Below are 13,241 nucleotides of genomic sequence, written 5' to 3' on the forward strand. Positions count from 1 at the left end.
TCGCGACGGAACGGCCTAGCGCCCTGACGAGTCTATGTCTTTCATGAACGATCGCCCCCAAACCCCGTTGCTCGACCAGGTGATCTGGCCGTCCGACCTGCGCGCCCTCAAGCCGGAGCAGCTGCGGCAACTTGCCGACGAACTGCGGCAGGAAGTGATCGCCGCTGTCGGCGTCACTGGCGGCCATCTGGGATCGGGGCTTGGCGTGGTCGAATTGACGACCGCCATCCACTATGTGTTCGACACGCCCAATGACAAGCTGATCTGGGACGTGGGGCATCAATGCTATCCCCACAAAATCCTGACCGGACGGCGCGACCGCATCCGCACCCTGCGTCAGGGCGGCGGCCTGTCGGGCTTCACCAAGCGCGCCGAATCCGATTTCGACCCGTTCGGCGCGGCGCATAGCTCCACGTCGATCAGCGCGGCTCTGGGCTTCGCCATCGCCAACAAGATGCAGGACCGGCCGGGCAAGGGCATCGCCGTGATCGGCGACGGCGCGATGTCGGCGGGCATGGCCTATGAGGCGATGAACAATGCGCAGGCGGCGGGCAATCGCCTGATCGTCATCCTGAACGACAATGACATGTCGATCGCCCCCCCGGTTGGCGGCCTGTCGGGCTATCTCGCGCGGCTCGTGTCCAGCCGCGAATTTCTGGGCCTGCGAGACCTTGCCAAGAAGCTGGCGCGCAAGCTGCCCCGCCCGCTCCACAATGCCGCGCGCAAGACCGACGAATTCGCCCGCGGCATGGCGATGGGCGGCACCTTGTTCGAGGAACTGGGCTTTTACTATGTCGGCCCGATCGACGGCCATAATCTCGACCAGTTGATCCCCGTGCTGGAAAATGTCCGCGACGCTGCCGAAGGGCCGTGCCTGGTCCATGTCGTCACGCAAAAGGGCAAGGGCTATGGCCCCGCCGAAGCGGCCGATGACAAATATCATGGCGTCCAGAAATTCGACGTCATCACCGGCACCCAGGCCAAGGCACCGCCCGGCCCGCCCAGCTACACCAATGTCTTTGCCCAGGCGCTGATTGCCGAGGCGCAGCGCGATCCGGCCGTCTGCGCCATCACCGCCGCCATGCCGTCCGGCACCGGGCTGGACAAGTTCGCGACCGCCTTCCCCGACCGCTGCTTTGACGTCGGCATCGCCGAACAACATGCCGTCACCTTTGCCGCGGGCCTCGCTGCGCAGGGGATGCGGCCCTTCTGCGCCATCTATTCGACCTTCCTGCAACGCGCCTATGATCAGGTCGTCCATGACGTCGCGATCCAGAATCTGCCGGTCCGATTCGCCATTGACCGCGCGGGTCTGGTCGGCGCAGACGGATCGACCCATGCGGGCAGTTTTGACGTCACCTATCTCGCCACCCTGCCCAACATGGTGGTGATGGCGGCGGCGGACGAGGCGGAACTGGTCCATATGACCCATACCGCCGCCTGCCATGACAGCGGCCCGATCGCGCTGCGCTATCCGCGCGGCAACGGCACCGGCGTCGCCATGCCCGCCATTCCGGAGCGTCTGGACATCGGCAAGGGCCGCATCGTGCGCGACGGGCGGCAGGTTGCCATCCTCTCGCTCGGCACAAGGCTGGAGGAGGCGCTCAAAGCCGCCGAGGCTCTGGAAGCGCGCGGCCTCTCCACCACCGTCGCCGACCTGCGCTTTGCCAAGCCGCTCGACGAAGCGATGATCCGCCGCCTGCTCACCACCCATGAAGTCGCCGTGACGATCGAGGAAGGGGCGATCGGCGGCCTTGGCGCGCATGTGCTGACGCTGGCCAGTGACCTTGGCCTGATCGACAACGGCCTGAAACTGCGCACCCTGCGCCTGCCGGACCTGTTTCAGGATCAGGACAAGCCCGAAAAACAATATGCCGACGCGCGCCTGGACGCCGACGCCATCATCGACACGGTGCTGACGGCATTGCGCCACAACAGCGTAGGAACCGAAGCGCGGGCCTAAAAAAACATCCTCCTTCCGGGGGAGGGTATCATAAACTTGCTGTGCTCCGTTCGTTTCGAGCGAAGTCGAGAAACATCACGCACAGGTTTCTCGACTTCGCTCGAAACGAACGGAGGTGGGCGCTTCACGCGGGAAAGCAGCTATCGCAACAAAAAAGGGGCCATTCGGCCCCTTTTCCATTCCCTGTCACTGCGGCGTTGCGGCTCGTGCGTCCTGACCGTCGCCTTCGGGGGCGGCGATAATGTCGCGGGTGGTCGCACCCTTGTCGACCACTTCGGTGCCCGGATCGCCAGCGGTCGAGCGGATGCCCGCCGCCGCATTGGCGCGACCGGCGGCGTTCAGCGTCGACGTTTCGGTCGCGCTGCGCTGCGCCGGGCCACCGAACATCGCTTCCATCGCCGCCTTGCTCGAATCGACCGCATTGGACGAAGGCGAGCCGGGCGCGGGCGGCACCAGCGCGAAGTCTGGCGGGATCACCAGCGGCGCCTGACGCGACACCGCAAATTCATCGGGACGTTCGCGGTTGAACAGCCCGCCGCCGCCGCCGCAGGCCGACAGGGTGGTGAGCAGACCGGCGGCAAGGATCAGTTTAAGCTTCACTTCAAAGTCTCCGTATTTGCGCCCTTGTCGCGCAGCAGCAACGCCCGCGCAAGCAGGATCAGCACGCCGATGGTGATCGCTGCGTCAGCCAGGTTGAAAATCAGGAAGGGCCGCCAGTCGCCAAAATGCAGGTCGGCATAATCAACGACATAGCCCAGCCTTATCCGGTCGACGATATTGCCTATGGCGCCGCCCAGGACCAGCCCCAGCGCCGCGACATCCTGCCGCGCCTTTTCGCGCCACATCCACACGCCCACAAATCCGGCGATCAATATGGTCATGCCCACCAGCGCCCAGCGCATCAGGTCGGTGTCGGCGTGGAAGAAGCCCATCGACACGCCGCGATTTTCCAACCAGCGCAGGCGGAAGATCGGCAATATCTCGATCCCCAGATCCGCCCGGCTCTTGAGCGCCAGCGGATAGGTGACGGCATATTTGATGAGCTGGTCGAGCGCCAGCGTCACGATCGCGACGGTCAGGCCCAGCGGGCGGTGGTTGATAGGATTAGTCATCGATCAAACCCAGCGACTGGAAAAAACGTGCTCCCGCGAAGGCGGGAGCCCAGCTCGGACGGCACGACTAGGCTCCCGCCTTCGCGGGAGCACGTTGTTCCATGCCTATTCATGGCGCAACAACCGCGTCACACCGGCCACACAGCGCGCCATCCTCGGTGACTTCGGGCAGCAAGCGCCAGCAACGGCCGCACTTGTGCCATTCGCTGGGACGGACGCTGATGCCGTCGCCCTCGCCCATCGTCACCCGCGCGACGATCGCCACTTCGGCGAAATCGACGTCGCCCACGGCCAGCACCTGCCCCATGGTGACATCGGCCTCCAGGCTGGAACGCACGATCTTCTCGCGCCGCAACGGCTCGATCGCCTCGTTCACCTGTTCGCGCTGGCTGCGCAACTCGGTCCATTTCTCGTCCAGATGCGCGTTGATCCAGTGATGGTCGATCTCCGGCCATTCCAGAAAATGCACGCTTTCCTCGTCACTTGGGAAGCGGCTTTGCCATACTTCCTCCGCGGTGAAGGGGATGATCGGCGCGGCATAGCGGACCAGCGCGTGGAACAGCGTATCCAGCAATGTGCGATAGGCGCGGCGCTTGGGGTCCGACGGCGCGTCGCAATAGAGGCAGTCCTTGCGAATGTCGAAGAAGAAGGCCGACAGGTCGCTATTGGCGAAATCGAACAGCGCGCGGGTATAGCGGCTGAATTCCAGCCAATTCTCGCTGTCCGCCGCCTTGTCGACAACGCTGCGCAATTCCGCGTCCAGCGTCGCCAGCCGGTGGAGCATATAGCGCTCCAGCTCCGGCATTTCGGCGTAGGACACGGCTTCGGTCTCTTCATCATAATCGGAAAGAGCGCCCAGCATGTACCGGAAAGTATTGCGCAATTTGCGATAGGCGTCGGACGATCCGGCCAACACTTCCTTGCCGATCCGCACATCGTCGAAATAGTCGGTGCTCGCGACCCATACGCGCAATATGTCCGCGCCGCTTTCGCCCATGATCTTGAGCGGATCGACAACATTGCCAAGGCTCTTGGACATTTTGCGCCCGGTCCCGTCGAGCGCGAAGCCATGGGTCAGCACTGCCTTGTACGGTGCCTGTCCGCGCGTGCCGCAGCTTTCGAGCAGCGATGACTGGAACCAGCCGCGATGCTGGTCAGACCCTTCGATATACAGGTCGGCGCGCGCGCCCTCGCCATAGCGGGCCTCCACCACGAAACTGTGGGTCGACCCGGAATCGAACCACACATCGAGAATGTCGGTGATGACCTCATAGTCGGCCAGATCATGCTCCGGCCCCAGCAGCGCCTGATGATCCGCCCCGAACCAGGCATCCGCGCCGCCCGCCTTGAACGCTTCGACGATGCGGGTATTGACCGCCGGATCAACCAGATACTGCCCACTCTTGCGATGCACATAGAGCGCGATCGGCACGCCCCAGGCGCGCTGGCGGCTGATCACCCAGTCGGGACGCCCTTCGACCATGGACCGGATACGGTTGGTCGAGCGCTCCGGCACCCAGCGGGTGTTCTGGATCGCATCGAGCGCCACGCCGCGCAGCGTCGGCCCGTTGGTCGGCAGCGCCGTCGCCAGCGCGCCGGTGACCGGCTCCAGCGGCGGCAGCGGATAGTCCATCACCTGCCCGCTCGGCTTGTCCATCGGAATGAACCATTGCGGCGTGCAGCGATAGATGATCCGCGCCTTCGACCGCCAGCTATGGGGATAGCTATGCCTGAACTCGCTGGCCGACAGCAGCGCGCCAGCCGCGCGCAGGTCAGTGCAGATCGGGCCGTCCGCACCGTTGAACTTGGTATTGATGACGCTGCCCTGCCCCGGCAACCATTCCCAATCGTCGCGATAGAAACCAGCATCATTGACCGCAAAGACCGGGTCGATGCCCAGCTTCTTGCAGGCGATGAAATCCTCCTCGCCATGATCGGGGGACATATGGACAAGGCCGGTACCCGCGTCGGTGGTAACATGATCGGCGGGCAGGAAGGGACGCGGACGGGCGAAGAAGCCGCCGAGCGCGTGCATCGGATGACGGGCGATGGCTCCGGCGAGGTCGATGCCTTTGCCGGTCCATATCGACATATACCCGAAGTCTTCTTCGTCGGTATTGCGAGCAAACCAGCCGTTACGTTCACCGAAAGCGTGCACCAAATCCGAAGCTACGAGAAAACGGCGACCAGTCTTCGTCGGCGCCGATTCATCGTTCAACGGAAGCGTCGTCTCTTCAACCAGCTTATACTCGATCCCCTCCCCAAACGCGATCGCCTGGTTCACCGGGATCGTCCAAGGGGTCGTCGTCCAGATCACCGCATGCGCGCCAACCAGCTCCGGCGCATTGGGCGCTTCCACAATCTCGAACGCCACGTCGATCTGCGTCGACACGACATCCTCATATTCCACCTCAGCCTCGGCCAGCGCGGTCTTTTCGACCGGGGACCACATCACCGGCTTGGCCCCGCGATACAGCTGGCCGCTTTCCGCGAATTTCAGCAACTCGCCCACGATGGTAGCTTCGGCGTCGAACTTCATGGTCAGGTAGGGATCGGCCCAGTCGCCCATCACGCCCAGACGCTTGAACTGCTCCTTCTGCACGCCCACCCATTTGTCGGCATAGGCGCGGCACTGGGCGCGGAACTCGGCGGCGGGCACCTCGTCCTTGTTCAGCTTCTTCTTGCGATACTCCTCCTCGATCTTCCATTCGATCGGCAGGCCATGGCAGTCCCATCCGGGCACATAGGGCGCATCCTTGCCCAGCAGCGATTGGCTGCGGACGATGATGTCCTTGAGCACCTTGTTCATCGCATGGCCCATATGGATGTCGCCATTGGCGTAGGGCGGCCCGTCATGCAGGATGAAGCGTTCGCGCCCCTTGCGCCGCTCGCGCAGCCGGTCATACAGACCCATCGCCTCCCACTTGGCCGCGATCGCGGGTTCCTTCTGCGCCAGGCCGGCCTTCATCGGAAAGTCGGTGACGGGCAGGAAAACGGTGGACTTATAGTCAGGTGCGTCGGTCATAATGGGTCCGGTATCTGCTAATGACCGTTCGCCCTGAGCGAAGTCGAAGGGCTCGACCGACCGATAGGGAGGTCACTTCGCTCCGCTCAGTAGAAGGCTTCGACTTCGCTCAGCCCGAACGGGTGAGAAAACAAGCCGCCATTAAGCGACGTAAGGCGTTCCCGCAAGGATTTGCCGTGCAGCCTCGCAGTCCAGCGCGATCTGCGCCATCAGCGCGTCCAGCCCGTCATATTTCGCCTCCGGCCGCAGGAACGCGATCAGTTGCACGGCAATGCACTGGCCATACAGGCTTTCGGCAAATTCGAAGAAATGCGGTTCCAGCAATTCCTTGGGCGGGTCGAAGGTCGGGCGGATGCCCAGATTCGCCGCCCCGTCCAGCACGCGCCCGTCCGGCAAAATCCCGCGCACCGCATAAATGCCATAGGCCGGGCGCAAATAGCTGCCCATATCGACATTGGCGGTGGGAAAGCCGATCGTCCGCCCCAGCTTGTCGCCATGCTGCACCTCCCCCTCGATCGCGAAGGGCCGGGTCAGCAGCCGGGTCGCGGTGGCGCAATCGCCCGCCTGCAACGCCGCGCGGATGCGGCTGGAGGAAATCACCGCCCCGTCCGCATCGGTCACCGGCGCAACCGCCTGCGCCCACATGCCCCATGGCGCGCCCAGTTCGGACAGGGCCGCCACGGAACCGGCGCGCCCCTTGCCAAAGGTGAAATCCTGCCCGGTGACGACCCCCGCAATGCCCATATCGGCGGCCAGCAGGCGCACGAAAGCCTGCGGCCCAAGCGCGGCCAGTTGGGGGGTAAAGGCGAACACCATCATCGCGTCCGCCCCGGCAGCGGCGAACAGGGCCGCCCGCTGGTCCAGCGTGGTCAGGCGAAAATGGGGCGTGTCGGGCCGGAACAACCGCATCGGATGCGGATCGAAGGTCGCGACGATGACCGGACGCCCCTCGGCACGGGCGCGGTCTATCGCATGGCCGACCACGGCCTGATGCCCGGCGTGAAACCCGTCGAAATTGCCCAGCGCCATGATGGCCCCGCGCAAATGCGCCGGGACCGGGGCGCCGCTTGTCAGCCGCTCCATGGCGCGGCCTATAGGGGGCATCCCGGCCAAGAGCAATGACCGAGACCCCTCTCGCGAACGCCCGCAATCCTCAGTCGTCAGCCACCACGCAGGAAGGCGATGAGATCGGCATTCAGCCGGTCGGGCACCGTCGCGAACAGCCCATGGGGCTCGCCCTCATATTCCAGCCATTGCGCGCCAGCGATCCCCGCCGCCGCCGCGCGACCGCTGGGGTCGATCGGCACTGTCTTGTCACCGCTGCCATGGATCACCAGCGTGGGGACGGTGAAGCTTGCCAGGTCAGGACGGAAATCGGTGCGCCCGAAGGCATCGACACAGGCAATGGTAGCCAGCGGGCTGGCCATGATGCCCAGCGCGAAACTCCAGTCCAGCAAACCCTTGCTGACCGGGCTGGTCACCCAGCCAACGCCATAGAAATCCTTGGCGAAACTCTGGAGGAAGTCGAAGCGATCCTTGCGGATATCCTCCTGCATACCGGCAAACACATGCTCCTCCACGCCATCGGGATTGTCAGCGGTCTTGAGCAGATAGGGCACGACGGACGACACCAGGACCGCTCGGTCCACCCGCGCGGCACCATGGCGGGTCAGGTAACGGGCAATCTCGCCCCCGCCCATCGAAAAGCCGACCAGGCTGACGCGCGGCAAACCCAGATGGGCGATCAGGTCGGCCAGATCGTCGGCGAATATGTCATAGGTATAGCCGGTCGCAGGATGGCTGCTCTGGCCAAAGCCACGCCGATCATAGGTGATGACCTGATGCCCAGCCTCGACCAGCGCGACTGTCTGATATTCCCACATATCGCCGGTCAGCGGCCAGCCGTGGATCAGGATGACGGGCGGGCCTTCTCCGGCCACCTTATACTGGATATGCGCGCCGTCGCGTGCGTCTAAAATGGGCATGGATGCAGTCCTCTATCCGGGGACTGCCTTAACCTGCGGAAATAGCGCCCTGTTCCGAATCGATGCGACAAAGAGAGACAAAACTATAGGCGGGCCGATCATCGACGGCCTCATGCGCTTCCCGCGCCACTTCCACCCAGTCCGCCGGATCGGGATAGGCGATGCTGGCATCCCCCACCGCGTCCAGATGCACTTCGGTCAGCTCGATTCGATGGGCAACGTCCAGGAACAATCGATAGATTTCCGCCCCGCCAATCACCATCACGCCCGGCGCATTGGCCAGCGCCAGCGCGCCCGCGACATCATGCGCTACCTCCGCCCCTGCCCCGCTCCATGTCCGGTCGCGGGTCAGGACGATATGGCGACGCCCCGGCAGCAGGCCCGGCAGGCTGTCGAACGTCTTGCGCCCCATGATCATCGGATGGCCCAGCGTCAGCGCCTTGAACCGCTTGAGGTCCGCCGGCAACCGCCAGGGCAGATCACCATCCCGCCCGATCACGCCATTGTCGGCGCGGGCCAGGATCAGCACGATCTCGCTCACAGCGTCAGCCGCGTGACATGCCCCATCTTGCGCCCCGGCCGCGCTTCATGCTTGCCATAAAGGTGCAGATGGTTGGCCGGATCGGACAGGATCGCCTGCCAGTCATGCGCCGCCTCGCCGATCAGGTTGCGCATCTCCACCCGGCGCGCCGCCAGCGCGGTGTCGCCCAGCGGCAGTCCGCAAATCGCGCGGACATGATTTTCAAACTGGCTCGTCACCGCACCCTCGATCGTGCCATGCCCGCTATTATGGACGCGCGGCGCCATTTCGTTGAACACCGGGCCGTCGGCGCTGGCGAAAAATTCGCAGGTCAGAACGCCGACATAGTCCAGCGCATCGGCAATTTTCCGCGCCAGCGCGCGGGCGGCAGGCACCTGCCCCTCGATCAGCGGCCCGGCGGGCGTGATCGACGTGTCAAGGATGCCATCGACATGGACATTGGCCGAACTGTCCCAGAAGCGCACCTCACCGTCCGCCCCGCGCACCAATATGACCGAAAATTCCTCGGCAAAGGTCACAAAGCCTTCCAGTATCGCGCTCTGCCGACCGATCGCATTCCAAGCACCGACCGCATCGCCCGGCTCGTTGATCCGCGCCTGCCCCTTGCCGTCATAACCCATGCGATTGGTTTTCAGGATCGCGCGGCTGCCGACCTGCGCGATCGCCGCCTCCAGATCGTCCAGATCCTCGACCGGCGCAAAGGGCGCGGTCAGCCCGCCCAGATCGCACACGAACCGCTTTTCCGCCAGCCGGTCCTGCGCCACCCGCAACGCCTGCGCACCCGGACGCACCAGCCCATGGGTGGCCAGCACCTCGACCGCCGCCGGGTCGATATTCTCAAATTCATAGGTGACGACATCGACGCCGTCGGCAAAGGCCGCCAGCGCCGCTGCGTCCTCATAATCGCCCCGCGTCCAGCGCGGCGACACGTCGGCGGCGGGGCCGCTCTCTTCCGGCGCGTAGATGGCGGTGCAATAGCCAAGCTGCGCGGCGGCGATGGCGATCATCCGCCCCAACTGGCCGCCGCCAAGGATGCCGATGGTCGAACCGGGCGCGATGGTCGTCATGGGGCCGCTCAGTCCTCCACCGTTTCGGCGACCGCATCGGTCTGCTTAGTGCGCCAGGCGTCCAGTCGCCCGGCCAGTTCAGGATCATTGGTCGCCAGGATCGCGGCGGCCAGCAGCCCGGCATTGATCGCGCCCGGCTTGCCGATCGCCAGCGTCGCCACGGGAATGCCGCCGGGCATCTGGACGATCGACAGCAGCGAATCCATGCCCTTCAGCGCCTTCGATTCGACCGGCACGCCCAGCACCGGCAGGCGCGTCATGGACGCGCACATGCCCGGCAGATGCGCCGCCCCGCCCGCGCCCGCGATGATGACCTTCAGGCCGCGGCTCACCGCGCTCGTCGCATAATCATACAGCCGCTGCGGGGTGCGGTGCGCCGACACCACCTTGCATTCATGGGGCACGCCCAGCGCGTCCAGCGTTTCGGCGGCATGGCGCATCGTGTCCCAGTCGGACCGCGACCCCATGATGATGCCGACCTCGATTGCCCCGCTCATGCCCGTGCTTCCCCTCATGGCGCGGCCTTCACGGTGCCGCCCGGAAAGCAAAGCCCCTTAGCGACCGGGTCGCCGGGGGGCAATGTCGTATTTCCTCCGAACCCGGCGTGCTCCCGCGCAGGCGGGAGCCTAGTCCCGCCGTTTCAACTGGGCTCCCGCCTGCGCGGGAGCACACAGCCCTTACCGTTCCGACAGATAATAGCGCTCGATCGCGCTCAGATCGTCGGCCAGTTCGTAAACGATCGGCTGACCCGTCGGAATTTCCAGTTCGGTAATCTCGTCGTCGGGAATGTTCGACAGATGCTTGACCAGCGCGCGCAGCGAATTGCCATGGGCGGAAATCAGCGCCCGCTTGCCTGCCTTCAGGTCGGGCGCGATGCGGCTTTCCCAATAGGGCAGCACGCGCGCGATCGTATCCTTCAGGCTCTCGGTCGATGGAATGGCGATGCCCGCATAGCGGCGGTCCTTGCTCAGGTCGAACTCGCTGCCCGCTTCCAGCACCGGCGGCGGAATGTCGAAGCTGCGGCGCCAGATCTTGACCTGCGCGTCGCCATGCTTGGCCGCCGTCTCCGCCTTGTCCAGGCCGGTCAGCCCGCCATAGTGACGCTCGTTCAAGCGCCAGTCCTTCTCCACCGGCAGCCACAGCCGCCCCATTTCCTCCAGCGCCAGGTTCAGCGTCTTGATCGCGCGGGTCTGGAGCGAGGTATAGCATTGGTCGAAATCCAGCCCCTTGGCCTTCATCAACTGTCCCGCCGCCCGCGCTTCGCCCGCGCCCTTCTCGGTCACGTCCACGTCCCACCATCCGGTGAAGCGGTTTTCCAGATTCCATGACGACTGGCCATGACGGATAAGGACGAGTGTGGGCATCGGGCATGTCTCCTGCACAAGAGCGGACAATATGAGTTCCCATCACGGAACGGCGGCATAATTCTCCAACCCCACCTCCGTTCGGGCTGAGCTTGCCGAAGCCCCCTTCGACAGGCTCAGGGCAAACGGGGATGGATAGGCCGTGATTATGCAACGATCCCCATAGCGGCCAAAATCGACCGCGCAAGCTTGTCCAGCCCGCCTGTACCCCCACATTGCAGTCGACAGGGCGATGGGCTAGCCATGGCAGATCGGGCAGAAGGAACACCCACTTGGCATTTGTGAAGGGCGCGTGGCGCATATTGGTCGCGATCAAGGACGGACTGGTCCTGCTGTTCCTGCTCCTCTTCTTCGGCGCGCTCTACGCCGCCCTCTCCTTCTCGCCAAAACCCGTCGCCGGCATCAGCGCGGGCGCGCTGCTGCTCGACCTCAACGGCACCATCGTCGAACAGCCAGCGGAGGTTGATCCCTTCGCGCTGCTGTCGGGGTCCGGCCCGCAGATGAAGGAATATCGCCTGTCCGACATCGTCACCGCGCTCGATGCGGCCAGGACGGATGGCAAGGTCAAGGCGGTGGTCCTGAACCTGGATGGCTTCATGGGCGGCGGTCAGGTCGCCATCGCCCGCGTTGGCCAGGCGCTCGACGCCCTGCGCGCCGCGAAAAAGCCGGTGCTGGCCTATGCCACCCTCTATACCGATGACAGCTATCTGTTGGCCGCCCATGCCAGCGAAGCGTGGAGCGATCCGCTGGGCGGCGTCGCGATCATGGGCCGGGGCGGATCGGGCCTCTATTATAAGGGGCTGATCGACAAGCTGGGCGTCAACACCCATGTCTATCGCGTCGGCACCTACAAGAGCTTCGTCGAACCCTTTATCCGGGCCGATCAGTCCCCCGAAGCCAAGCAGGCCAATCAGGCGCTGGCCGACGCGCTTTGGCAAAACTGGCGCGATGATGTCGCCAGGGCGCGGCCAAAGGCGAAGATCGCCGCCTATGCCGCCGACCCGGTCGCCGCTGCCCGCGCCGCCAACGGCAATATGGCGCAGGCCGCCCTGTCCGCGGGCCTGATCGACAAGCTGGGCGACGCCACCGCCTTTGGCACGCGCGTCGCGGAGATTGCGGGCGACGCCTCCGATGCGAAGGCGGGCGGTTTCGCCACGATCGACCTTGCCGCGTATGTCAAGGCGCGCATGCCCGCCAATGACGGCCAGATCGGCGTGCTGACGATCGCGGGCGACATCGTCGATGGCGAAGCCGGTCCCGGCACTGCGGCAGGCGACACCATCTCCGACCTGCTGCTGACCGCGCTCAATGAAAAGGATCTGAAAGCCCTCGTCGTCCGCGTCGATTCGCCCGGCGGATCGGTCATGGCCTCGGAAAAGATCCGCTCCGCCATTCTTCAGGCCAAGGCGGACGGACTTCCCGTGGTCGTCTCGATGGGCAATGTCGCGGCCAGCGGCGGCTATTGGGTCTCCACCCCCGCCGACATGATCTTTGCAGAGCCGGACACCATCACCGGCTCGATCGGCGTGTTCGGTATCCTGCCGAGCTTTGAAGGCTCGCTGGCCAAGATCGGCGTCACGACGGACGGCGTCGCCACCACGCCCCTGTCGGGCCAGCCAGACCTTGCCGGCGGCACCTCCCCGCAATTCGACGCGATCATGCAGATGGGGGTAGAGGACATCTATCGCCGCTTCGTCGGCATCGTCGCCCAATCGCGCCACAAGACCCCGGCGCAGATCGACGCCATCGCGCAGGGCCGCGTCTGGGACGGCGGCACCGCGCGCCAGAATGGCCTTGTCGACCGCTTCGGCGGGCTGGAGGACGCCATCGCCGAAGCCGCACGCCGCGCCAAGATCGACCCCAAGACCGCCCGCGCCTACCGCATCGAAAAAGCGCCCGACAAATGGGCCGCCTGGATCGAGGCGATGGCGCAGCGCGACGCGGACGATGCAGGCGCGCCGCGCGACATGCTGGCCCGGCAAGCCATGGTCCAGCGCAACTGGGCGATGCAGGCGGTGGCCGACGTCAAGGCCCTGGTCACCGGCGCAGGCGTTCGTGCCGACTGCCTGGAATGCCGCAGCTATGGCGCGCCGAGGACGCAGAGCGCAGCAGACCAGCGCGGCATGATGGCGCTCATCGCGGGGTTGTGGCGCTAATCCCCTTCTCCGCTTGCGGCGCATTCCC

At 64.9% G+C, this 13,241-nt stretch carries 11 protein-coding genes; 2 read left to right on the forward strand and 9 right to left on the reverse strand.

Annotation, left to right across the window (positions count from 1 at the left end; translation table 11 throughout):
* Positions 1-34: 34 nt before the first annotated feature.
* The gene (gene dxs, locus AC07X9_RS08675; protein ID WP_017181352.1) at positions 35-1,963 is read left to right on the forward strand and encodes a 1-deoxy-D-xylulose-5-phosphate synthase; all 1,929 of its coding nucleotides are present in this window, start codon (positions 35-37) and stop codon (positions 1,961-1,963) included.
* A gap of 186 nt (positions 1,964-2,149) precedes the next feature.
* Here dxs and AC07X9_RS08680 read toward each other — a convergent pair whose 3' ends face one another.
* From AC07X9_RS08680 to gpmA, 9 genes are all read right to left on the reverse strand, one after another.
* Complete coding sequence (locus AC07X9_RS08680; protein WP_017181351.1) at positions 2,150-2,563, reverse strand: DUF3035 domain-containing protein; 414 nt, start codon at positions 2,561-2,563, stop codon at positions 2,150-2,152.
* Positions 2,560-3,075 carry a signal peptidase II gene (gene lspA, locus AC07X9_RS08685; protein WP_017181350.1) on the reverse strand — a complete coding sequence of 172 codons (516 nt, stop codon included), beginning with the start codon at positions 3,073-3,075 and terminating at the stop codon, positions 2,560-2,562. Before lspA ends, AC07X9_RS08680 begins: the two co-directional genes overlap by 4 nt.
* 109 nt (positions 3,076-3,184) lie before the next feature.
* Entirely contained in the window at positions 3,185-6,100 is a 2,916-nt protein-coding gene (ileS, locus tag AC07X9_RS08690; RefSeq protein WP_086485741.1) for an isoleucine--tRNA ligase, read from the reverse strand.
* Positions 6,101-6,241: 141 nt separating this feature from the next.
* Complete coding sequence (locus tag AC07X9_RS08695; protein WP_017183670.1) at positions 6,242-7,183, reverse strand: bifunctional riboflavin kinase/FAD synthetase; 942 nt, start codon at positions 7,181-7,183, stop codon at positions 6,242-6,244.
* A gap of 77 nt (positions 7,184-7,260) precedes the next feature.
* Positions 7,261-8,085, reverse strand: a complete 825-nt coding sequence (locus AC07X9_RS08700) for an alpha/beta fold hydrolase (RefSeq protein WP_017183669.1) — start codon at positions 8,083-8,085, stop codon at positions 7,261-7,263.
* A 28-nt stretch (positions 8,086-8,113) separates the two neighbouring features.
* Positions 8,114-8,626: a dihydrofolate reductase gene (locus AC07X9_RS08705; RefSeq protein WP_017183668.1), complete on the reverse strand. Its 513-nt coding sequence runs from the start codon at positions 8,624-8,626 to the stop codon at positions 8,114-8,116.
* The gene (locus AC07X9_RS08710; RefSeq protein ID WP_017183667.1) at positions 8,623-9,693 is read right to left on the reverse strand and encodes a 5-(carboxyamino)imidazole ribonucleotide synthase; all 1,071 of its coding nucleotides are present in this window, start codon (positions 9,691-9,693) and stop codon (positions 8,623-8,625) included. The genes AC07X9_RS08705 and AC07X9_RS08710 overlap by 4 nt, the downstream gene beginning before the upstream one ends.
* An 8-nt stretch (positions 9,694-9,701) precedes the next feature.
* Complete coding sequence (gene purE, locus AC07X9_RS08715; RefSeq protein ID WP_017183666.1) at positions 9,702-10,190, reverse strand: 5-(carboxyamino)imidazole ribonucleotide mutase; 489 nt, start codon at positions 10,188-10,190, stop codon at positions 9,702-9,704.
* 180 nt (positions 10,191-10,370) lie between these two features.
* A complete protein-coding gene (gpmA, locus tag AC07X9_RS08720) occupies positions 10,371-11,057 on the reverse strand; it encodes a 2,3-diphosphoglycerate-dependent phosphoglycerate mutase (RefSeq protein ID WP_086485742.1) in 687 nt (228 codons plus the stop codon).
* A gap of 272 nt (positions 11,058-11,329) precedes the next feature.
* Here gpmA and sppA point away from each other — a divergent pair, with 272 nt between their 5' ends.
* Positions 11,330-13,213 carry a signal peptide peptidase SppA gene (gene sppA, locus AC07X9_RS08725; RefSeq protein ID WP_017182718.1) on the forward strand — a complete coding sequence of 628 codons (1,884 nt, stop codon included), beginning with the start codon at positions 11,330-11,332 and terminating at the stop codon, positions 13,211-13,213.
* Positions 13,214-13,241: the final 28 nt, after the last annotated feature.

The sequence above is a fragment of the Sphingobium sp. GW456-12-10-14-TSB1 genome (assembly GCF_059424385.1).

Coding starts and splice junctions, on each gene's coding strand:
- AC07X9_RS08710 (WP_017183667.1), bottom strand. CDS start 9,693: ATGACGACCATCGCGCCCGGTTCGACCATCGGCATCCTTGGCGGCGGC.
- lspA (WP_017181350.1), bottom strand. CDS start 3,075: ATGACTAATCCTATCAACCACCGCCCGCTGGGCCTGACCGTCGCGATC.
- dxs (WP_017181352.1), top strand. CDS start 35: ATGTCTTTCATGAACGATCGCCCCCAAACCCCGTTGCTCGACCAGGTG.
- gpmA (WP_086485742.1), bottom strand. CDS start 11,057: ATGCCCACACTCGTCCTTATCCGTCATGGCCAGTCGTCATGGAATCTG.
- AC07X9_RS08695 (WP_017183670.1), bottom strand. CDS start 7,183: ATGGAGCGGCTGACAAGCGGCGCCCCGGTCCCGGCGCATTTGCGCGGG.
- ileS (WP_086485741.1), bottom strand. CDS start 6,100: ATGACCGACGCACCTGACTATAAGTCCACCGTTTTCCTGCCCGTCACC.
- purE (WP_017183666.1), bottom strand. CDS start 10,190: ATGAGCGGGGCAATCGAGGTCGGCATCATCATGGGGTCGCGGTCCGAC.
- AC07X9_RS08700 (WP_017183669.1), bottom strand. CDS start 8,085: ATGCCCATTTTAGACGCACGCGACGGCGCGCATATCCAGTATAAGGTG.